Consider the following 20,984-nt stretch of genomic DNA (forward strand, 5'->3'; position numbering starts at 1 on the left):
AGCGAAGCCCCACGTCGGCCCACCCACCCCGGGGGCCTGGGGGCGCAGCCCACGCCCGCGGCGAAGCCGCAAATCGATACAGCGGGAAGGGGCGGGGTGGGGGAAAGCCCGCCGCAGGCGCAGGCGCAGGCGCAGGCACGAGGTGGGCCGGGGCCCAGGGATACTCGTGGCGTGACCACAGGAATCCGTTGGCGGGACGCCGTCGAGCAGGCGTTGTACGGGCCCGGTGGGTTCTATCTGCGGCCGGAAGGGCCCGGCGGGCATTTCCGCACCTCCGTGCACGCGTCCCCGCTGTACGCCCAGGCCGTCGCCGAGCTCCTGACCCGCGTCGACCGTGCCCTCGGCCACCCCGGCACCCTCGACTTCGTCGATGTGGGCGCCGGGCGGGGCGAGTTGACGCAGGGAGTGCTCAGGATGCTGGAGCCGGCGACGGCCGCGCGCGTCAGGGCGTACGCCGTCGAGCGGGCGGAGAGGCCGACCGGCATCGACGCCGCGGTCGAGTGGACCGCCGAGATCCCCGCGGACATCAACGGCCTGCTCTTCGCCAACGAGTGGCTCGACAACGTGCCCGTCGACGTCGCCGAGGTCGACGAGAACGGCATCGCCCGCGAAGTCCTCGTACACGAAGACGGCACCGAGACGCTCGGACAGCCCCTCGCCCCGGGCCCCGACAGCGAGTGGCTCGCGCGGTGGTGGCCGCTGGGCGACGAGCCCGGCAACCGGGCCGAGATCGGGCGGCCGAGGGACGAGGCCTGGGCGCGGGCGGCCGGGGCGGTGCGCCGCGGTCTGGCCGTGGCCGTGGACTACGCGCACGGCAGGGAGCACCGGCCCCCGTTCGGGACGCTCACCGGATTCAAAGAGGGCCGCGAGTGCCGGCCCGTACCGGACGGTTCCTGCGACATCACCGCCCACGTCGCCCTGGACGCCTGTGCCTGCGACGGCGCCGTACTCCTGACGCAGCGCGAGGCGCTGCAGGCGCTGGGCATCCCCGCAGGCCGCCCGCCGCTCGCGCTCGCCTCCACCGATCCGGCGGGTTACGTGCGCGCGCTCGCGCGGGCGGGCGAGGCCGCCGAACTCACCGCGCGCGGCGGCCTCGGCGACTTCGGCTGGCTGCTCCAGCCGGTGGGCATCGCGCCCCAGGCGCTACTTGTCGATGTCCCCGACCACGAAGAACAGTGAGCCGAGGATCGCGACCATGTCCGCGACCAGCGTGCCGGGCAGCAGCTCGATGAGGGCCTGGATGTTGTTGTACGAGGCCGAGCGGAGCTTGAGGCGGTACGGGGTCTTCTCGCCCTTGGAGACCAGGTAGTAGCCGTTGATGCCGAGCGGGTTCTCGGTCCAGGCGTACGTGTGGCCCTCAGGGGCCTTGAGCACCTTCGGCAGCCGCTGGTTGATCGGGCCGGGCGCAAGGTCCGCCATGCGGTCGAGGCACGCGTCGGCCAGGTCCAGGGAGTTGTGCGTCTGCTCCAGGAGGACCTCGAAGCGGGCCAGGCAGTCGCCCTCCTCGCGCGTGACCACCTTCAGCGCCGACTGCAGCTCGCCGTACGCGAGATACGGCTCGTCGCGGCGCAGGTCGAAGTCCACGCCGGAGGCGCGGGCGATGGGCCCGCTCACTCCGTACGCGTGGACGGCCGCGGCGGTCAGTTCGCCGACCCCGCGCGTACGGGCGCGGAAGATCTCGTTGCCGAGGACGAGGCGGTCGTAGACGTCCATCCGGGAGCGGACCGAGGCAACCGCCGCGCGGGCGCGCTGCGTCCATCCCAGAGGCAGGTCCTCCTTGAGGCCGCCGACCCGGTTGAACATGTAGTGCATCCGGCCGCCGGAGACCTCCTCCATCACCGCCTGGAGTTCCTCGCGTTCCCGGAAGGCATGGAACACCGGGGTGATTCCGCCCAGTTCGAGAGGGTACGAACCAAGGAACATCAGGTGGTTGAGGACGCGGTTCAGCTCGGCGAGCAGAGTGCGGGTCCACACGGCACGTTCGGGCACCTCCATGCCGAGCATCCGCTCGACGGCGAGGACCACACCCAGCTCGTTGGAGAAGGCGGAGAGCCAGTCGTGGCGGTTGGCCAGCATCACGATCTGCCGGTAGTCGCGCGCCTCGAAGAGCTTCTCGGCGCCGCGGTGCATATAGCCGATGACCGGCTCGGCCTGCACGATGCGCTCACCGTCGAGCACCAGCTTCAGGCGCAGCACGCCGTGCGTGGACGGGTGCTGTGGGCCGATGTTGAGCACCATGTCGGTGCTCTCCGCGGCTCCGCCGATACCGATCATGGTCTCCGTCTTGGGACTCATGCGCACAGTCTGTCGTACGTAGGGTGGTAGTCGTGAAGCCAGGGGAGACCGGGATGACGGCGGGGACGACGAGCGGGGTGCCCGGCGGGCGCGCTCCACAGCAGAAGGAGCCGAGCTGGCAGGGGCTGCCGGCCGCGATGCTGAGGCTGCGCAGGCTGCTGCTCGTGCTGTGGCTGGCGCCGATCACGGTCGGCACCGCCGTGCTCCTGTGGCTGTTCGCAGGTCCGGTCTGGGCGCTCTTCGCGCTGATCCCCGGCTTCTTCCTGGTCTGGGGCTGGCCGATGCTCGGGCGGAACTGGCGCTCGTGGCGGTACGCGGAGCGCGCGGACGATCTGCTGATCCAGCGCGGTGTGATGTGGCGCGAGGAGACGGTCGTCCCGTACGGGCGGATGCAGCTCGTGGAGGTCGAATCGGGGCCGCTGCAGCGGAAGTTCGGCCTGGCGAGCCTGCAGCTGCACACGGCGGCGGCCGCCACGGACGCGACCATCCCCGGGCTCGACCCCGCCGAGGCCGAACGCCTGCGGGACCGGCTCACCGAGCTGGGCGAGGCCCGATCGGCGGGGCTGTGAACCCGGAGGCGGAGGAGCAGGCCACGGAAGCCCGGCCCGCGCCCGGCGAGCGGCGGCTGCACCCCGTCACCCCCCTGCGCCGCGCCTGGGCCCCGGTCGCCGTCGGCGCTGGCTGGGCGGTGCACGATCCGGACGGCGCGTACCGCCGGGTCTCCGACCTCGCCGCCGAGACCGTGCTGCTCGCCGGCGGCGCGCTGGTCCTCTTCGCCTGCCTCTACGGATTCCTCAGCTGGTGGTTCACGCACTTCTCGGTCACCGACACCGAGCTGCGCATCCGCACCGGCCTGGTCTTCCGCCGCACCGCGCACATCCGGCTCGACCGGCTGCAGGCCGTCGACCTGAACCAGCCGCTGCTCGCCCGCTTCCTGGGCGTCGCCAAGCTGAAGATGGACGTCATCGGCGCGGACAAGAAGGACGAACTGGCGTATCTCAGCGAGCCCGACGCCCGCGCCCTGCGCGCCGAACTCCTCGCCCGCGCGGCCGGGTTCGCGCCCGAGCACGCCCGCGAGGTGGGCGAGGCACCGGCCGCGGTCCTGCTGCACGTACCGCCGAAGATGCTCGCGATCTCCCTGGCCCTGTCCGGCGGAATGTGGGCGTGGGCGGTCACCGGCATCGCCGTGCCGGTCGGGCTCTGGTTCCTCACGCATTCCCTTCCGCTGGTCATCGGCACCGGGATCCCGCTCCTGGGCGCGGCGGGCGCGAGCAGCGTGGGGCGGTTCATCAAGGAGTACGACTGGACCGTCGGCGCCTCCCAGGACGGCCTGCGCCTCGACCACGGCCTGCTCGACAAGGCGCACGAGACGGTGCCGCCGGGCCGGGTGCAGACCGTGCACATCGTCGAGCCGCTCCTGTGGCGGCGGCGCGGCTGGGTCCGGATCGAGCTGGATGTCGCCGGATCCTCCAACGACGTCCTGGTGCCGGTCGCGCCCCGCGAGATCGCCGAAGCGGTGATCGAACGGATCCTGCCGGGCGTCGTCGTCCCCTCCGGCCTCTCCCGGCCGCCGGCCTCGGCGCGCTGGTGCGTACCGCTGTGGTGGCGCGGCTACGGCCTCGCGGTCACCGAGACGGTCTTCGCCGCCCGCCACGGCCGTCTGAGCCGCAAGCTCTCCCTGGTCCCGCACGCCAAGGTGCAGAGCGTACGGCTGTCGCAGGGGCCCTGGATGCGGCTGCACGGCGTGGCTGACATCCACGTCGAGACCGGAGCCAACACCTCGGTCGCGGCCCGGCTGCGGTCCTCCGCCGAGGCCTCGGAGCTCCTGGAGTCCCAGGCGGAGCGCTCGCGTACGGGGCGGCGGGAGGCGCGGCCCGACCGGTGGATGGCGGGGGAGGGGGCGTGAGGCCGCGCCCTTGCGCCCGCCACCTTGCTTCGGGCTTGCGCCCACGCCCTACTTCGCGGCCGCGGCCTCCTGCCGGCGCACCATCTCGTTGATCCACTCCGGTGCGTACGGAGAGGTGCAGCCCGGCGAGGTCGGGTAGTCCTTCAGAACCTCCAGACGCTCACCGATGGCCAGCGCGCGGGCGCGCAGCCCCGGGTTCTCGATGCCGATCTGGGCGAGCACCATGTTCATCGCCCACTGCAGGCGCTCCGGAGCATCCTTCATCTCGGCCTCGACCACATCGAGCAGCCCGTCGAGATCGAGCCCCTCGGGCTTCTTGACCACGCGCTCGGCGGTCAGCGCCCAGCCGGCACTGGCCACCGCAGGGTCCGGGTCCTCGGTCCAGGCGAGCCGCAGCTCCTCGGCGTGCTTGCTCTTCTTGACCACGTAGTTCACGAGCCAGTCCTGGACCTTCGGCGTACGGGACCGGCGCAGCATCGCGTCCAGCTGATCCCGTTCGAAGGCCTTCGGCCGGCAGATCAGCAGCGCGAGCAGCTTCGCCGCGGTGTCATCGGTGGCCCACAGCTCCTCCGCGAGCTCCTGCTGGGTCTTGAGCCGCTTGGCGATGGCCCGCAGCTTGCCGAGATTGACCCCGTGATCGTCCCCGTGCTTCTCGTTGACGGCCCGGACCTTGGGCTCGTCCAGCGCGGCGAGCTCCGCGAGCAGCTCCTCGACCTGGTCCACGACGGGTCACCTCGGTTCCTTCTCCGTACGGCTGCGGATTCAGGGTAGGTCAGGGCCGGGCGCAGCACCGTATCCACCTTGGGGAGTACGCCCCCGCTCCACGTATCGCCCCTGCGGTTGACCCCAGCACGTGCCCCCCGTCTCTACGCTGGGTTACGTGCAGCGCCTCTACGACTTCCTCCGCAGACACCCCACGGGTGTCGACAGCTTCTGGGCTGTCGTGCTCTTCGGGATGACCGCGCTCGGTCTTGTCACGGAGGCGAGCCAGGAGGCGCGCGACCCCGGCGTCATGGCGGCGCTGCTCGCGCTGGTCCAGTGCGTGGTCGTCGCCCTGCGCCGCAGGGCGCCCGAACAGATGCTGCTGCTCTCCGCGGGCGGCGGCCTCGTCCAGCTGATCACCGACAACGACGTGATGGTCGCGAACTTCGCGATGCTCGTGATCATCTACACGGTCGCGGCCCGCGACGTCACCTGGGCCCGGCGCTTCGCCCTCGGCGGCGGCCTGGTCGCCGCGCCGCTCTCCCAGCTGCGCTGGCACGAGGACAACGGGACGGGCGCGGTCGGCACCGTTCTGCTCACGGGCTTCATGATCGTTCCGTTCCTGCTCGCCTGGGTGCTCGGCGACTCGCTGCGCACCCGCCGCGCCTACTTCGCCCAGCTGGAGGAGCGCGCCGCACGCCTTGAGCGGGAACGCGAGGCGCAGGCCAAGGTCGCCGTGGCCGCCGAGCGCGCCCGGATCGCCAGGGAGCTGCACGATGTCGTCGCGCACAACGTGTCCGTGATGGTCGTCCAGGCCGACGGCGCCGCGTATGTCATGGACCAGGCCCCCGACCAGGCGAAGAAGGCCCTGGAGACCATCTCGGGCACCGGCCGCCAGGCCCTCGCCGAGATGCGCAGGCTGCTCGGCGTGCTGCGCACGGGCGAGCCCGCCGAGGGCGGCGAGTACGTGCCGCAGCCCGACGTCGAGCAGATCGACGACCTCGTCAGCCAGTGCCGCGAGGCCGGACTCACCGTCGACTTCAAGGTCGAGGGGACGCCGCGGCCGCTGCCCAGCGGAGTGGAGCTCACCGCGTACCGCATCGTGCAGGAAGCCCTCACGAACACCCGCAAGCACGGCGGGCCCAACGCCGGCGCGAGTGTGCGCATCGTCTACTTCGACGACGGGCTCGGGTTGCTCGTCGAGGACGACGGCAAGGGCGCGCCCCACGAGCTGTACGAGGACGGCGGCGCGGACGGCCGCGGTCATGGTCTGATCGGGATGCGGGAGCGCGTCGGCATGGTCGGCGGCACCCTGGACGCCGGGCCCCGACCCGGCGGAGGATTCCGCATCAGCGCCCTGCTGCCGCTCAAACCGGCCCACTGACACCTGTCACTGTCCCCGTTCCCGAAGCCCCGATCCCGCTCCGAAGTCCTTGGAAGGAACCCCATGACCATCCGCGTGATGCTCGTCGACGACCAGGTGCTGCTGCGCACCGGGTTCCGGATGGTGCTCGCCGCGCAGCCGGACATGGAGGTGGTCGCGGAGGCCGGCGACGGCGCGGAGGCGCTCGAGGTGCTGCGGGCCACGGCGGTCGACGTGGTCCTGATGGACGTGCGGATGCCGAGGCTCGACGGGGTGGAGGCGACCCGCCGTATCTGCGAGCAGGACAACCCGCCGAAGGTGCTCATCCTGACCACCTTCGACCTCGACGAGTACGCGTTCTCGGGCCTGAAGGCCGGTGCGTCCGGGTTCATGCTCAAGGACGTGCCGCCCGCCGAGCTGCTCGGCGCGATCCGCGCCGTGCACAGCGGGGACGCGGTGGTGGCTCCGTCCACGACCCGTCGTCTGCTCGACCGTTTCGCCCCGATGCTCCCGAACACCGGCGCGCAGCCGCCCCAGAAGGAGCTCGAACTCCTCACCGGCCGCGAGCGCGAGGTCATGATCCTGGTCGCGCAGGGCCTGTCGAACGGCGAGATCGCCGCCCGGCTCGTCCTGTCCGAGGCCACCGTGAAGACCCACGTCGGCCGGATCCTCACCAAGCTCGGGCTGCGCGATCGCGTCCAGGTCGTCGTCCTCGCGTACGAGACGGGCCTGGTGCGCGCCGGCGGCGGGAGCTGAGCCGGTGCTCGTCTGGATCAACGGCCCCTTCGGCGGCGGCAAGACGCAGACCGCGTACGAGCTGCGGCGCAGGCTGCCCGGGAGTGTGGTCTGCGATCCGGAGCACGTGGGCTTCGGACTGCACCGGATGCTGCCGCCCGCGCTGCGCGGCGACTTCCAGGATCTGCCGGCCTGGCGCCAGGGCGTCTACGAGGTCCTCGACCTGGCACTCGCCAAGCACGACGGGCCGGTGCTCGTGCCGATGACCGTGATCGACCCCGCGTACTTCGAGGAGACGGTCGGCCGGCTGCGCGAACGCGGCCACGAGGTCCACCACTTCGCGCTGCTCGCCTCCCGCGAGACGGTCCTGAACCGGCTGCGCGAGCGGGCGTTCGGCCGCGCGCTCCAGCTCGTGGCGGGCAAGGACGCGCCCCTTCGCCGCGAGACCTTCGCCGTACGCCGCCTCGACGCCTGCCTGGAGTCCCTGGCACGCCCCGAGTTCGCCGAGCACCTGTGGACGGACTCGCTCCCGATCCCCCAAGTCGCGGACACCATCGCCGAGTCGGCGGGCCTGCCCCTCCTGCCGAACACGGACGGTCCGCTACGGGGGCGGCTGCGGCGGGCGGCTACCGGGGCCAGGCACATTCGGTTCGACTGAGGGGGTGGGCGCCTTCGGCGTGCTTTTCTCCTCGCCCCGGCCCATCCCGGCTGTGACATTTTGCGGCTCCGCCGCGCGTGGGGGGCTCCGCCCCGGACCTCGCATCCGAACTTCGTTCGGGTCTGCTCAAACGCCGCAGGCGCTGACATTCACAGCGCCTCCGAATCCGCCCGCCCCCGCACCCTCTCCGTACGCCACGACACCACCGCCATCAGCCCCAGCGGTACGGCGGCCCCCGCGAGCAGCCCGCCCGCGAAGCCCAGACCCGACGCGGCGTCGCCCTCCGCAAGGCCGACGACGACCGCCGCGACCACGAGCGTCACGGCCGTGAGCGCGAGCGTCCAGCGCAGACGGCGGCTGACGTAGCGACCCAGGCCACTGCGCGCGGCCGGCCGGGGCGCAGGAGCGGCGAGCTCGGCCGCGGGACCCTCGCGGACCGCGACCGGCCGCTTGAACCACGCGTACATCAGCCAGTTGCCGCACGCCTCCCAGCCGTCGGGCGCGAGCCGCTCGTCGAGGTCCTCGCGGCCGAGCAGTGAGACCAGTTCGCGCCGGTACTCCCAGCTCAGCGGCCGCTCGGCGTCGCGCCGGCTCACGAACCGGCCGAGCGCGTCGATCCGTTCGACCTCCCAGCCCTCCGCGCCGAAACGGTTGAGCAGCGCCTCGTCCGCATACGTGTCCGCGGTCCAGCGCCAGGTCTCGACCGGGCTCTCCGCGACCGCCTCCGCACCGGCCGGCGCCAACTGCGCGGCGAACTCACCGACAGGACCGAACTCGTCGAGGCCGTCCGCCCCCGTCTCCTGCAGATGCGTGGCGACATCCGCGACCGTCGCCGCCACCCGCTCCTCCGGGAGCCCCGACTCGCGCAGCGCGGCGGCCAGTTCGGCCACGTATCCGGCGTTCGCGTCGCTCATGCCACGCCCCCCTTGGCGAGCAGCTCCCGTACGGATGCCTCGAACGCCAGCCACTGCCCGCCCTGCGCCTGCAGCGTGTCCCGCCCCGCGTCGGTCAGCGTGTAGTACCGCCGCCCCGGCCCCTTGTCGGCCGCCCGGAACTCGGCCGCCACCAGACCGGCCTCCTCAAGCCGGTTCAGTACGGGATAGAGCGTCCCGCCCTTGATCCGCCCGAATCCCGCCGCGTCCAGCGTCTTGGCGATCTCGTACCCGTAACTCTCCCCGCCGGTCAGACTCGCGAGCACGAGCAGATCCAGGACACCCTTGAACCAGCTGGCTCTGCGGTCGGCCGGAGTGGCGGTCACGTCTGTGCCTTTCGTACGGGGAGCCCGGAGGCATGGGGTCTCTCAAAGGGTCGCGTGAGCGCCCGAGCGGCGTTCCCGAGGCGGTACGGGGATGAACGCCAGGTCTCGTACGGTCATCACCACATGGAACACCACGGGCACCAGAAGCGAGCCGGTGACCAGGTAGAACATGGTGGCGATCGCCCCGAAGACCGCGAAGGCGAGCACTCCGCGGCGGCCCTGGTAGAGGCCGGCGAGAGCGTAGGCGGCGAGGGAAATGGCCGCGGCGACATAGACGTTGAGGCCGAGCACGCCGACGCCGAAGGCGATCAGCAGGCCGCGGTACACGAACTCCGCGCACAGGCCGTCGGTGACCGCGGCGACGGTCGCGATCCGGCGTTCGGCCGGGGTGCGCGGGAGCATCGCGGCGATGGTGCTCAGGCCGGGCACACTGCGGCCCTCGGCGTGCAGACGGCGCAGACTCCGCCCGGTCACGACGGCGCCGACGACGAGCAGCGCGCACAACAGGGCCGCGTACCAAGGGGATTCGGGGGCCCCGAGGCCGACATCGGAGGCGGCCACGTCGTCGGCGGCGAGCAGGGCGGCTCCGGCGAGGGCGGCGGCCAGCCACCACAGGACCGTCACCAGGGCGAAGTAGCGGACGAGCGCGCGCGGTTCGCTGTCGCGGCGGCGCTCCAGGGATGCGTACATCCGGCGGCCGATCCAGGGGTCGGCGAGCAGGAGATACGCGGCGAGGACGGCGGTCGCGGCGGCACCGGCGGTGCCGAACTCCGGGGAGATGGCCATGGGTTGCCCCTTTCACCAGGTGGCTACCTAGACGGTAGAGCTACCTAGTCAGGAATACAACCTATGTAGTTGTGCGGACTTCGCGGGGATCCCTGCGTGGATGCCTGCGTGGATCCCTGCGTGGATGCCTGCGTGGATCCCTGCGTGGATCCCTGCGTGGATGCCCGAGCGGACCGCTCAGCGCAGCACCCCTTCGATGAAGTCGCTCCCGAGCCGGGCCACCTTCGACAGATCCAGCTGGTGCAGTACGTACCGCCCGCGCCGCCGGGCCGTGATCAGACCGGCCTTCCTGAGCACGGCCAGGTGGCGGGAGATCTCGGGCGCGCTCATCCCGTGCACGTCGACCAGCTCGCTCGTCGTGTACGCGCCCCGCGCCAGGTTCCGGCACAGGCGCATCCGTACGGGATGCGAGAGCGCCTCCATGCGGCGGGTCAGCTCCTCGACGGAGGCCGTGGAGGAGAGCGTTTCGCCCGCGACCGGGTAGTGGATCGCCGGCGTCCATCCGTACCGGTGCAGCACGAGCAGATGCGGGCGGCCCATCACGGTCGGGATCAGCCGGAGCGTGCCGTCCTCGGGGAGGACCGTCCGCCCGAAGACCAGCTTGTCTACCTCGATCGTCCGCTCGTCGTCGGTCAGGCTCAGGGCCTTGGACGCGGAGGTCAGTGCTGTGCCGAGCCCCTTGTGCCGCAGCAGCTCGCTCTTGTGCCGGGCATCGGCGGCGAGCTGGTGATGCACCCGCGCCCATACGTCACCGAAGAACTCCTCCTCGCAGTCGAGCAGCAGCCGCCGGATCCAGGCGCGCACGGCCGGCGGATCGTCGAGCAGCCGCTGCGTGAACTGCACCTGCCGGGTGCCGCGGGTGGCGGCGAGCTCGAGCACGCGCCGGCGGGCGTCCGCGTCGCTGAGCAGCGGAGCGGCGGCGAGCTTCCCGTACGCCAGGGTGCAGGTGAACTCGAGCGCCGCGTCGACGAACTGCTCGTCCTCCAGCTTGTCCAGCTGGTCGAGCTCCTCGGCGAGCGTGCCCGCGGGCAGGGCACCGGGATCGGCCAGGCCCGAGAACGGCATGAAGATGTCCGAGAACGTCGACCGCCACAGGAACTCCGCCTCGCACAGACGCTCCGCGAAGCACTGGTCGAGTCCCGCCATCACGGAGGTCGCCCAGCCCTGCATGCCGGGGTGGTGGCCGGGCTCGCTCAGGGTGTGCAGGGTCATGCTCAGCTCCGCCAGCGGAGAGGGCACGAAGGCTATCCGCTCATGCACGCGGTCCTGCGGCAGGGCGCTGATGTCGAGGGTGAAGCTCATGCCGCCAGTGTGCCCTGCGCCGCCGACAGCGCCCCTGTCGTTTGACGGCTCCTGTCAATCGGCGTGACCGGCGGCATCGGGCGGGCGGAACGTCGAGACCGCCGGGCCGCTGCGCCGACGCACGGCCGGCCCGGCACCCACCTCAGTTCTGTCACTCCAGTCGCCCCTGTCACTCCAGTCGCCTCTGTCACTCCTGTCATCCCTGCCACGAAGGGCACAGCAATGAGCATCACCGCCCAGCATCACCTCGACCTCCACCGCGCCGCGCGCCACGGCGCCCCGCTCCCGCCCGCGCCCGGACGGCACGACTGGCGCGTGCTCAAGGAGCTGTGGCGCCATGTGCGCGCAGGTTCCGTGCGCCGCTGAGGAGGCCGGGCGCGGGCGGCGACATCCGGCCTGCCGCGCGGGCCCGCCCGCCCGGCGATCCGCGATCCGGCCGGCGCCCACGCCCGTCAGGCCTCGAAGCCGCTCCCCGCGGGCGGGCCCGGCAGCAGGCGGAGGATGTAATCGACACCGACGGTCGCCGACCGTTCCGTGTAGCCGCGCAGGTAGTGGACGCCGTACGCCTCCGCGCCCAGCTCCGCGCGGGCCTTCTCCTCGCAGGCCCGGCGCGCCTCGGTCAGCCCCGGCGCGCCGAGGTGCGGTGTGCCCAGGCCGTCCCACAGGCGGTCGGTGACTCCGCAGGCCCGGGCGGCCAGTTCCGGCCGGCCGTCACCGCAGGCCGCGACGGCGAGTGCGTCGAGGGCGAGAGCCATCCCGAACGGGTCCGCCAGTCGCCGCTTCGCCTCCAGGGCGACGCGCAAGGACCCCAGGGCCGGGCCGAACCGGCCCTGCGCGATGCTCAGGTTGCCGAGGATGAACTCGCCGAACCCGCCGGCCCACAGCTCGCCGCTCGCCCTGGCGAGCACCTTGAGCCGGGCCACCGTGTCCCGTGCCTGATCGGGCTCACCCCGGACCACATGCGCCCATGCCCTGGTGGCCAGGCTCATCACCCCGATCCAGGCGAGGCCGAGCCGCTCGGCTTTCTCGTGCACCTCGTCGAACAGGGGCACCACCTGGTCCGTCTCGCCCAGCACGGTCTTCGCCGAGGCATACGCGTACAGGGCTCCGGTCTCCGCCGCCTCGTCCTGCTGCTCGACAGCCAGTTCATGCGCCTGCTCGGCCAAGGTGATGCAGGTGCGCAGCTCGCCCTGTGCCAGGGTGGCGTAGGCGCACGACCACAGGGCGCGGGCCCGCGGACCCCGGCAGGCGGGATCCGCGGCGAGTGCGGCCTCCGTCCAGCCGCGCACCTCACGTGCGTGCCCGCAGCAGACCCCGAAGGCGACCAGGTCCCCGGCCATCTCCAACGCCATCTCCACGGAGGACTCCACGCACTCGGACATGGCGAGCCGCAGATTCGGCAGCTCCGCGTACATGCGCGCGGTCCACTCGACCTGGTGGGGCCCCACCCACGCGTCGCAGAACGTCAGCGCCAGGTGCCGGTAGTAGTCCCGGTGCTTTCTGCGCAACTGCCGTGTCCCACCCAGCCGTTCGAGCCACTCGGCTCCGTACTCCCGGATCGTGTCGAGCAACCGGTAGCGGTGTGCCCCGTACCCGCCCCCGGCCTTGCCCTCTTGCAGCACGATGGACTTGGCCACCAGTGAGTTCAGTTCGGCATGGAGATCGAACCCGAAGAACGGCTCCCCGGTGCATACGTAGTCCACGGCCGCGCTCTCGAAACTGCCGGGGAAGACCGAGAGCCTGGCCCAAAGGAGCCGCTCGCGAGGGGTGCACCACTCGTGGCTCCAGCCGATGCTGGTCCGCAGCCCCGCATGGCGGTTCCCGGTGGCCGGGGCCTCGGCGGGGGAGAGGGCGGACATCGGCTCGGCGAGCCGCCGGGCCAGCTCCTCGACAGGTGTCGTCCGCAGCCGTGCGGCGGCGAGTTCGATCGCGAGCGGGATGCCGTCCAACAGGGTGCAGATCCTGGCCAGTTCACCCGCCGGCACAGAGACAGGGCTGCCCTCGTCCGTCGTGCCTTCCGGCCACGCGCGGTCGGCGAGCAGGGTGACGGCGTCGCCGTCGCGCCCGGTCTCCATCGGGCCGACGGCGATCAGGCGCTCGGCGGGGACGCCCAGCGGCTGCCGGCTCGTGGCGAGCACGCGCAGGCCGGGCGCGGCGTCCAGGAGCCGCACGGCGAGCTCTCCGCACGCCTCGGCCAGGTGCTCGCATGTGTCCAGGACAAGGAGCAGCTCCCGCTCCCGTAAGTACTCCACGAGTACGTCGAGCAGTGGCCGGGACGTCTGGTCCACCGGTCCGAGCGCGTTGGTCACGGCCTGCGGGACGAGGGCCGGGTCGAGCACCGGCGAGAGCTCCACGAACCAGGCCCCTTGGGCCAGCCGGGATCCAAGGCGCTCCGCCGCCCGCAGCGCGATCCGGGTCTTGCCCACCCCGCCCGGGCCGGTCAGCGTGACCAGGCGGGTCGTGCCGAACGCGCGGGCCGCGGCGCGCAGTTCGCTCTCGCGGCCGACGAAGGTGCTCGTCTCGGGCGGCAGATTGCCGGGCCGCCCTTGCGGTGCGCAGGTCTTCATGGCCGACCCCCTAGCCATTCCGACGGTTCGGCTCGATTATCCGCCCGCGGTGCGGCGGTTTCCGGGGAAACGCCCCAAGGCTTGGCACGCGCTTGACGCAGCCTTGGGGTGGCTGCGCGGGCTTGTCGGCTGCCCGCCGTGGGGTGCCGCTGCGCCCACCCGTGCCGCCGTGCGCCACGACTGCCCACAGCTGGGCCACGAGCTGGGTCACGACTACAGCCGCCGTACGAACTCCTCCACCGCCCCCCGTACATCCTCCGCCGACCACTCCAACCCCGGCCCCGCCACCGTCACCTCGGTCACCGAGAGGCCGGGCGGGCCGTCCGCGAACCAGCGGCGGAACAGCGCCGTCCCCGTCTCCTCCGCCTGCCGCACCGTGGCCTCGTCGAGCACCGAAGTCCCGTACGGCAGCCACACCTGGAACTGGTGGGTGTGCGGCACCTCGGGATGCACCCGGAAGAACGGCACCCCGGCCTTGGTGAACCCCTCGCGCAGCGCCTGCGCGACCACGCGCGCCTGCGCCACGTACGAAGGAAGGCGCGGCAGTTCGTCCTCGAGGCCGATCAGGGCCGACAGCGCGGTCGGGTACTGCTGGAAGATCTGGCCGCCGTAACGGTGCCGCCAGGTCCTGGTCTCCTCGACGAACGAGCGCGGACCCGCGAGGACCGCGCCGCCGAGGCCGTCGAGGGACTTGTAGAACGAGACGTACACGCTGTCCGCGAGCGCCGCGATCTCGTCGAGCGGGCGCCCGAAGTGCGGGGTGCACTCCCACAGCCGCGCCCCGTCGAAGTGCACCACCGCGTCCCGCTCGCGCCCGGCCTCGACCGCGTCCACGAGCTCCTGCCAGGACGGCAGCACGAACCCGGGCTCACGCAGCGGCAGTTCGAGCATCAGGGTGCCGAAGGGCTCCTCGAACTCCCTGATCTCCTCGGCGCTCGGCATCCGCGGCTCGGTGGTCGGATGCACCGTACGCACCCTGCTGACCACGGAGAACGCATCCCGCTCGTGCTGCTCGGGGTGGGCGAGGGGGTGCAGGGCGACCGTCGCATTGCCCGTGCGGCCCGCCCATGTCCGTACGGCGATCTGCTGGGCCATCGTGCCCGTGGGGAAGAAGGCCGCGGCCTCCTTGCCGAGCAGCGAGGCCACCCGGCGCTCCAGCTCCTCGACGATCGCGTCACCATAGATGTCGGAGCTCCGGTCCAGGTCGTACACCTCGGGCGCCCGGCGCGTCAGCCGCCCGAGGTTGTCCGCGAGCGTGCGGTCGGCCGCAGGGCGCGACAGCACACGCTCCGCCGCCCGGAGCGCCGCAAGCCTCCGCTCCCGCGCGGCCCCCGGATCGTCCTGACCCGAGCCGTCCGGCTCCGCCCGATCCTGGCTCTGCGCCGCCTGATCCACAGCCTCGATGTCGTCCATCCACAGATCCTCTCGCACACCCGTCCGCCCACGCACAGCCTGTGGATAACTCTCCGCGGCTCCGTATCGCCTGTGGACGACCGGACGGCGACCGGACGACGACCGGACCGCGGCCAGGCGAGGACTGGACCGCGGCCAGGCGAGGACCGGACGACGACCGGACCCCGTCACCCCCCATTGCGTTAACATGACGAGAAATCGTCGGGCAGAGTAGGACGTCGGGGCGGAGCAAGCGCCACGACCCGGACAGCGCCCGGCAGCAGAGCGGAACGAATCGTCCGGTACCCGGAGCGGACTGGAACGGAAGGCCGTCGTCTAGTGAACGCAAGCCACCCCCCAGGGCCCGGACTGCCGGACCCCGCCGAACGCCCCGCCCGCCTCACCGTGGGCGTCGTGGGCGCCGGCCGCGTGGGCCCCGCGCTCGCCGCGTCCCTGCAGCTCGCCGGGCACCGCCCCGTCGCCGTCTCCGGCGTCTCGGACGCCTCCGTGCGCCGGGCGGGCGAGATGCTCCCGGGCGTCCCCCTCGTCACCCCCGCCGAAGTCCTCGCCCGCGCCGACCTCGTGCTGCTCACCGTCCCGGACGACGCCCTGCCGGGCCTGGTCGAGGGCCTGGTGGAGACCGGTGCGGTCCGCCCCGGCCAGCTGCTCGTCCACACGTCGGGCCGGTACGGCGTCGACGTCCTGAAGCCCGCCCTGCGCGCCGGCGGCCTGCCGCTCGCCCTGCACCCGGCGATGACGTTCACCGGCACCGCCGTCGACGTCCAGCGTCTGGCCGGCTGCTCCTTCGGCGTCACCGCGCCCGAGGAGCTGCGCCTTGCCGCCGAGGCGCTCGTGATCGAGATGGGCGGCGAGCCCGAGTGGATCGAGGAAGCCGCGCGCCCGCTCTACCACGCGGCCCTCGCGCTGGGCGCGAACCACCTGGTCACGCTGGTCGCCGAGTCCATGGAGCTGCTCCGCCAGGCCGGTGTCTCGGCCCCGGACCGGATGCTCGGCCCGCTGCTCGGCGCCGCGCTCGACAATGCGCTGCGCTCCGGCGACGGCGCCCTCACCGGACCGGTCGCCCGCGGCGACGCGGGTACGGTCGCGGCCCATGTGTCCGAGTTGCGCAAGCACGCGCCCCAGACGGTCGCCGGCTATCTCGCGATGGCCCGCGCGACCGCCGACCGCGCCCTCGCGCACGGCCTGCTCAAGCCGGAACTGGCCGAGGACCTGCTCGGCGTCCTGGCCAACGGCGCGGACGGGACGGACCGATGACCGACCTGCCGCGCGCCCCCGAGACGCGGACCACCGAGGCGCACAAGACCGAGGCGCACAAGACCGAGGCGCACAAGACCGAGGCGCACACGACCGAGGCGCACAACACCGAAGCACCCCACACCACCGCCCCGCGCACCCCCGCCCTCCTCCGCACCGCCGAAGACCTCCACAAGCTCCGCTACGAGGGCCTGCGCGCGGTCGTCATGACCATGGGCGCCCTGCACGAGGGCCACGCGACCCTGATCCGCCGCGCCCGCGAACTCGCCGGGCCCCGGGGCCAGGTCCTGGTCACGGTGTTCGTCAACCCGCTGCAGTTCGGCGCGAACGAAGACCTCGACCGCTACCCGCGCACCCTCGACGCGGATCTGGAGATCGCCGGACAGGCGGGCGCCGACGCGGTGTTCGCGCCCTACACCGACGAGGTCTACCCCGGCGGCGAGCCCCAGGTCCGCATCACCGCGGGCCCCATGGGCGGCCGCCTCGAAGGCGCCACGCGCCCCGGCCACTTCGACGGCATGCTCACCGTCGTCGCCAAGCTGCTGCACCTCACGGCCCCGGACATCGCGCTCTACGGCCAGAAGGACGCCCAGCAACTGGCCCTGATCAAGCGCATGGTGCGCGATCTCAACTTCCCGGTCGAGATCGTCGGCGTGCCGACCGTACGAGAGGCGGACGGGCTGGCCCTGTCCTCTCGCAACCGCTACCTCTCCGACGCCGAACGCCGCACCGCGCTCGCCCTCTCCGCCGCGCTCTTCGCCGGCCGCGACCGCCTCACCGCGCAGGCCGCCCTGCACGCCCGCGCCCAGGCCGCACCCTCCACGCGCGAACGCGCCCAGGCGCTCGGCGCACTCGGCGAGGCCCGCGCCGCCGCCGACGCGCACGCCGTGGCGCAGGCCCACACGGGCGGCCCCGCTGCGGTACGCGCCGCAGCCCGCGGTGTGCTCGACGACGCGGCCAAGGTCCAACCGCCGCTCGTCCTGGACTACTTGGCGCTGGTCGACCCGTCCGACTTCACCGAGATCGCCGACGGTTTCACCGGAGAGGCGATCCTCGCGGTCGCCGCGAAGGTGGGCACGACCCGTCTGATCGACAACATCCCGCTCACCTTCGGAGCCGCTGTATGAGCAGCCGTACGACCACAGGATCGGGAACGGGCATACGCCTGCACGCCCCGGCCCCCGGCTGGTCCATCGACGCCGACGTGGTCGTGGTCGGCTCGGGCGTCGCCGGACTGACCGCCGCCCTGCGCTGCGCCGCCTCCGGCCTGCGTACGGTCGTCGTCACCAAGGCCCGCCTCGACGACGGCTCCACCCGCTGGGCCCAGGGCGGCATCGCCGCCGCGCTCGGCGAGGGCGACACCCCCGAGCAGCACCTCGAGGACACCCTGGTCGCGGGCGCGGGCCTGTGCGACGAGGACGCGGTCCGCATCCTGGTCACCGAAGGCCCGGACGCGGTACGGCGGTTGATCGACACCGGCGCCCACTTCGACCGGAACGCCGCGGGCGAGATCGAGCTCACCCGCGAGGGCGGCCACCACCGCCGCCGCATCGCCCACGCGGGCGGTGACGCCACGGGAGCGGAGATCTCCCGCGCCCTCGTCGAGGCCGCCAAGTACGCGGGCGACGCGGAGGAGCCCGCGGGCCCCATCCGTACGATCGAGAACGCCCTGGTCCTCGACCTGCTCACGGACGCCGAAGGCCGTACGGCCGGAGTCTCGCTGCACGTCATGGGCGAGGGCCAGCACGACGGAGTCGGCGCGGTGCACGCCCGGGCCGTCGTCCTCGCGACCGGCGGCATGGGCCAGGTCTTCTCCGCGACGACCAACCCCTCGGTCTCCACCGGCGATGGCGTCGCGCTCGCCCTGCGCGCGGGCGCGGAGATCAGCGACATCGAGTTCGTCCAGTTCCACCCCACCGTCCTCTTCCTCGGCTCCGACGCGGAGGGCCAGCAGCCTCTGGTCTCCGAGGCGGTACGGGGAGAGGGCGCCCATCTCGTCGACGCCGACGGGGTCCGCTTCATGGTCGGACAGCACGAGCTGGCCGAGCTGGCCCCGCGCGACATCGTCGCCAAGGGCATCATGCGCCGGATGCAGGAGCAGGGCGCCGAGCACATGTACCTGGACGCACGGCACTTCGGCGCCGAGATGTGGGAGCACCGCTTCCCCACGATCCTCGCCGCCTGCCGCGCCCACGGCATCGACCCGGTCACCGAGCCCATTCCGGTCGCGCCCGCCGCGCACTACGCCTCGGGCGGCATCCGCACCGACAGCCGCGGCCGTACGACGGTCCCGGGCCTGTACGCGTGCGGCGAGGTCGCCTGCACCGGGGTGCACGGCGCCAACCGCCTCGCCTCCAACTCCCTTCTGGAGGGCCTGGTCTACGCGGAGCGCATCGCCGACGACATCGCCGCCGAGCTGCCCGCGGCCGGCACCCCTGTCCCCGTATCGCATCCGGAGGTCCCGCAGCATCCGCTGCTTCCGGCGGAGGCGCGCTTCGCGATCCAGCGGATCATGACCGAGGGCGCCGGAGTCCTGCGCAGCGCCGCGTCGCTCGCCGAGGCCGCCGAGCGCATCGAGGCGATCCACGCGGAGGCCCGCGGTGCGCTCGCCGAGAACGGCAAGACGGCCGAACCCGGCGTGGACACCTGGGAGTCCACCAACCTCCTATGCGTCGCCCGGGTCCTGGTCACCGCCGCACAGCGCCGCGAGGAGACCCGCGGCTGCCACTGGCGCGAGGACCACGCCGACCGCGACGACGAACAGTGGCGCAAGCACATCGTCGTGACCCTCAATCCGGACCGCACGCTCGCCGTGCGCACCACCGACACCGCATACTTCCCTCCGACCCGAGCCCAGGAGCAGCAGTGAGCACCGACCTTCCCCTTGTCGACAACGCCGACGAAGGCTGCGGCGACGGCTGTGCCTGCGGTGACGGCGAGGCCCTGGAGTGCGGCCTCGACCCCGCGCTCGCCGAGCTGCTCGCCGAGGCGGGCCTGGACCCCGTACTCGTCGAGGACATCGCGCACATGGCGCTCTCCGAGGACCTGGACGGCGGCGTGGACGTCACCTCCGTCGCCACGATCCCCGAGGACGCCGTGGCCACCGGCGACTTCACGGCCCGCGAGGCTGGTGTCGTCGCGGGTCTGCGCGTGGCCGAGGCGGTCCTGTCGATCGTCTGCGAGGAGGCCTTCGAGGTCGAGCGGCACGTCGAGGACGGCGCCCGCGTCGAGGCCGGCCAGAAGCTCCTGAGCGTCACGACCCGCACCCGCGACCTGCTCACGGGCGAGCGCAGCGCGCTCAACCTCCTGTGCCGCCTGTCCGGCATCGCGACCGCGACCCGCGCCTGGGCGGACGCCCTCGAAGGCACCAAGGCCAAGGTCCGCGACACCCGCAAGACCACCCCGGGCCTGCGCGCCCTGGAGAAGTACGCGGTCCGCTGCGGCGGGGGCGTCAACCACCGCATGTCCCTGTCGGACGCGGCCCTCGTCAAGGACAACCACGTGGTCGCGGCCGGGGGAGTGGCCCAGGCCTTCAAGCTCGTACGGGAGCAGTTCCCCGACCTGCCCGTCGAGGTCGAGGTCGACACCCTGCACCAGCTGCGCGAAGTCCTCGACGCCGGCGCCGACTTGATCCTCCTGGACAACTTCACGCCCTCCGAGACCGCCGAGGCCGTCGCCCTCACCAAGGGCCGCGCGGTGCTCGAGTCCTCCGGCCGCCTCACGCTCGCCACGGCCCGCGCGTACGCGGAGACCGGCGTCGACTACCTCGCGGTCGGCGGCCTCACCCACTCGTCGCCGATCCTGGACATCGGCCTCGACCTGCGCGAGGCGACCGTCTGATGCTGCTGACGATCGACGTAGGAAACACCCACACGGTCCTCGGTCTCTTCGACGGCGAGGAGATCGTCGAGCACTGGCGCATCTCCACCGACGCCCGCCGCACCGCCGACGAGCTCGCGGTCCTGCTCAACGGCCTCATGGGCATGCACCCGCTGCTCGGCGAGGAGCTCGGCGACGGCATCGACGGCATCGCGATCTGCTCCACCGTCCCGTCCGTTCTGCACGAGCTGCGCGAGGTCACCCGCCGCCACTACGGCGACGTACCGGCCGTCCTCGTCGAACCGGGCGTGAAGACGGGCGTCCCGATCCTCTTCGACAACCCGAAGGAGGTCGGCGCCGACCGCATCATCAACGCGGTCGCGGCCAACGAGCTGTACGGCGGCCCCGCGATCGTCGTCGACTTCGGCACCGCGACCACCTTCGACGCGGTGAGCGCGCGCGGCGAGTACGTGGGCGGTGTGATCGCCCCCGGCATCGAGATCTCGGTCGAGGCGCTCGGCGTCAAGGCCGCCCAGCTCCGCAAGATCGAGCTCAACCGCCCGCGCAACGTGATCGGCAAGAACACCGTCGAGGCCATGCAGTCCGGCATCCTCTACGGCTTCGCGGGCCAAGTCGACGGTCTGGTCCACCGCATGGCCAAGGAGCTCGCCGAGGACCCCGACGACGTCACGGTCATCGCCACCGGCGGCCTCGCCCCGCTGGTGCTCGCCGACTCCGCGGTGATCGACGAGCACGAGCCCTGGCTCACCCTCATCGGCCTGCGTCTCGTCTACGAACGGAACGTGTCGCGCAGCTGACGGCACCGGTGGGCGCGCGCCGTCAGCAACGCGCCCACCAATGAACCCATAAACCTTTTTTGTCGGATTAGTGCGTATCGTCGGCCCATGCCCACGCCATACGGATCC

Annotated in this window: 20 protein-coding genes; 12 read left to right on the forward strand and 8 right to left on the reverse strand. The window is 72.4% G+C overall.

What is annotated here, in order from left to right:
• The first annotated feature begins 171 nt into the window (after positions 1-171).
• Positions 172-1,179, forward strand: a complete 1,008-nt coding sequence (locus H9Y04_RS35875) for an SAM-dependent methyltransferase (protein ID WP_308801566.1) — start codon at positions 172-174, stop codon at positions 1,177-1,179.
• Here the strand turns inward: H9Y04_RS35875 and H9Y04_RS35880 are convergent.
• Positions 1,144-2,295 (reverse strand): NADH-quinone oxidoreductase subunit D, encoded by a 1,152-nt coding sequence (locus tag H9Y04_RS35880; protein ID WP_187818364.1) that lies wholly within the window; start codon positions 2,293-2,295, stop codon positions 1,144-1,146. The two genes, H9Y04_RS35875 and H9Y04_RS35880, sit on opposite strands and share 36 nt — an antisense overlap.
• 53 nt (positions 2,296-2,348) lie before the next feature.
• Between H9Y04_RS35880 and H9Y04_RS47090 the strand changes: the two genes are divergently transcribed.
• Positions 2,349-2,864: a PH domain-containing protein gene (locus H9Y04_RS47090; RefSeq protein ID WP_236071893.1), complete on the forward strand. Its 516-nt coding sequence runs from the start codon at positions 2,349-2,351 to the stop codon at positions 2,862-2,864.
• Positions 2,861-4,201: a PH domain-containing protein gene (locus H9Y04_RS35885; RefSeq protein ID WP_308801567.1), complete on the forward strand. Its 1,341-nt coding sequence runs from the start codon at positions 2,861-2,863 to the stop codon at positions 4,199-4,201. The genes H9Y04_RS47090 and H9Y04_RS35885 overlap by 4 nt, the downstream gene beginning before the upstream one ends.
• A gap of 48 nt (positions 4,202-4,249) precedes the next feature.
• Here the strand turns inward: H9Y04_RS35885 and H9Y04_RS35890 are convergent, their stop codons facing one another.
• Positions 4,250-4,924, reverse strand: coding sequence for a DNA alkylation repair protein (locus tag H9Y04_RS35890; protein ID WP_187818366.1), 675 nt, complete (start codon positions 4,922-4,924; stop codon positions 4,250-4,252).
• A 157-nt stretch (positions 4,925-5,081) separates the two neighbouring features.
• Here H9Y04_RS35890 and H9Y04_RS35895 point away from each other — a divergent pair, with 157 nt between their 5' ends.
• The 3 genes from H9Y04_RS35895 to H9Y04_RS35905 all read left to right on the forward strand — a co-directional run bounded on the left by H9Y04_RS35895 (position 5,082) and on the right by H9Y04_RS35905 (position 7,659).
• Positions 5,082-6,287, forward strand: a complete 1,206-nt coding sequence (locus H9Y04_RS35895) for a sensor histidine kinase (protein WP_187818367.1) — start codon at positions 5,082-5,084, stop codon at positions 6,285-6,287.
• Positions 6,288-6,350: 63 nt separating this feature from the next.
• Complete coding sequence (locus tag H9Y04_RS35900) at positions 6,351-7,022, forward strand: response regulator transcription factor (RefSeq protein ID WP_187818368.1); 672 nt, start codon at positions 6,351-6,353, stop codon at positions 7,020-7,022.
• Between the two features lie 4 nt (positions 7,023-7,026).
• On the forward strand, positions 7,027-7,659 hold the full coding sequence (locus H9Y04_RS35905) for an AAA family ATPase (protein WP_187818369.1): 633 nt from the start codon (positions 7,027-7,029) through the stop codon (positions 7,657-7,659).
• A 149-nt stretch (positions 7,660-7,808) separates the two neighbouring features.
• On the opposite strand, the gene H9Y04_RS35910 is transcribed toward H9Y04_RS35905, so the two are convergent.
• From H9Y04_RS35910 to H9Y04_RS35925, 4 genes are all read right to left on the reverse strand, one after another.
• Entirely contained in the window at positions 7,809-8,573 is a 765-nt protein-coding gene (locus H9Y04_RS35910; protein WP_187818370.1) for an HAAS signaling domain-containing protein, read from the reverse strand.
• On the reverse strand, positions 8,570-8,917 hold the full coding sequence (locus H9Y04_RS35915; RefSeq protein ID WP_187818371.1) for a PadR family transcriptional regulator: 348 nt from the start codon (positions 8,915-8,917) through the stop codon (positions 8,570-8,572). The genes H9Y04_RS35910 and H9Y04_RS35915 overlap by 4 nt, the downstream gene beginning before the upstream one ends.
• A gap of 42 nt (positions 8,918-8,959) precedes the next feature.
• The gene (locus H9Y04_RS35920; RefSeq protein ID WP_187818372.1) at positions 8,960-9,703 is read right to left on the reverse strand and encodes a CPBP family glutamic-type intramembrane protease; all 744 of its coding nucleotides are present in this window, start codon (positions 9,701-9,703) and stop codon (positions 8,960-8,962) included.
• Between the two features lie 177 nt (positions 9,704-9,880).
• A complete protein-coding gene (locus tag H9Y04_RS35925) occupies positions 9,881-11,005 on the reverse strand; it encodes a DUF5937 family protein (protein ID WP_187818373.1) in 1,125 nt (374 codons plus the stop codon).
• Between the two features lie 222 nt (positions 11,006-11,227).
• Between H9Y04_RS35925 and H9Y04_RS35930 the strand changes: the two genes are divergently transcribed.
• On the forward strand, positions 11,228-11,371 hold the full coding sequence (locus H9Y04_RS35930; protein WP_187818374.1) for a hypothetical protein: 144 nt from the start codon (positions 11,228-11,230) through the stop codon (positions 11,369-11,371).
• An 86-nt stretch (positions 11,372-11,457) separates the two neighbouring features.
• Here H9Y04_RS35930 and H9Y04_RS35935 read toward each other — a convergent pair whose 3' ends face one another.
• Together H9Y04_RS35935 and H9Y04_RS35940 are read right to left on the reverse strand one after the other, a co-directional pair.
• Positions 11,458-13,572, reverse strand: coding sequence for an ATP-binding protein (locus H9Y04_RS35935; RefSeq protein ID WP_187818375.1), 2,115 nt, complete (start codon positions 13,570-13,572; stop codon positions 11,458-11,460).
• A gap of 213 nt (positions 13,573-13,785) precedes the next feature.
• The gene (locus H9Y04_RS35940) at positions 13,786-14,985 is read right to left on the reverse strand and encodes a threonine aldolase family protein (protein WP_187818376.1); all 1,200 of its coding nucleotides are present in this window, start codon (positions 14,983-14,985) and stop codon (positions 13,786-13,788) included.
• Between the two features lie 318 nt (positions 14,986-15,303).
• Here H9Y04_RS35940 and H9Y04_RS35945 point away from each other — a divergent pair, with 318 nt between their 5' ends.
• The 5 genes from H9Y04_RS35945 to H9Y04_RS35965 are packed head-to-tail and all read left to right on the forward strand — an operon-like array spanning position 15,304 to position 20,876.
• Positions 15,304-16,239, forward strand: a complete 936-nt coding sequence (locus tag H9Y04_RS35945) for a Rossmann-like and DUF2520 domain-containing protein (RefSeq protein ID WP_308801571.1) — start codon at positions 15,304-15,306, stop codon at positions 16,237-16,239.
• On the forward strand, positions 16,236-17,366 hold the full coding sequence (gene panC / locus H9Y04_RS35950) for a pantoate--beta-alanine ligase (RefSeq protein ID WP_187818377.1): 1,131 nt from the start codon (positions 16,236-16,238) through the stop codon (positions 17,364-17,366). Before H9Y04_RS35945 ends, panC begins: the two co-directional genes overlap by 4 nt.
• Positions 17,363-19,108, forward strand: coding sequence for an L-aspartate oxidase (locus H9Y04_RS35955; protein WP_187818378.1), 1,746 nt, complete (start codon positions 17,363-17,365; stop codon positions 19,106-19,108). The genes panC and H9Y04_RS35955 overlap by 4 nt, the downstream gene beginning before the upstream one ends.
• Positions 19,105-20,079, forward strand: a complete 975-nt coding sequence (nadC, locus tag H9Y04_RS35960; protein ID WP_187818379.1) for a carboxylating nicotinate-nucleotide diphosphorylase — start codon at positions 19,105-19,107, stop codon at positions 20,077-20,079. The genes H9Y04_RS35955 and nadC overlap by 4 nt, the downstream gene beginning before the upstream one ends.
• Positions 20,079-20,876 (forward strand): type III pantothenate kinase, encoded by a 798-nt coding sequence (locus tag H9Y04_RS35965; protein ID WP_187818380.1) that lies wholly within the window; start codon positions 20,079-20,081, stop codon positions 20,874-20,876. The genes nadC and H9Y04_RS35965 overlap by 1 nt, the downstream gene beginning before the upstream one ends.
• Positions 20,877-20,984: the final 108 nt, after the last annotated feature.

It is taken from the genome of Streptomyces polyasparticus, assembly GCF_014493765.1.
Lineage (GTDB): Bacteria > Actinomycetota > Actinomycetes > Streptomycetales > Streptomycetaceae > Streptomyces > Streptomyces polyasparticus.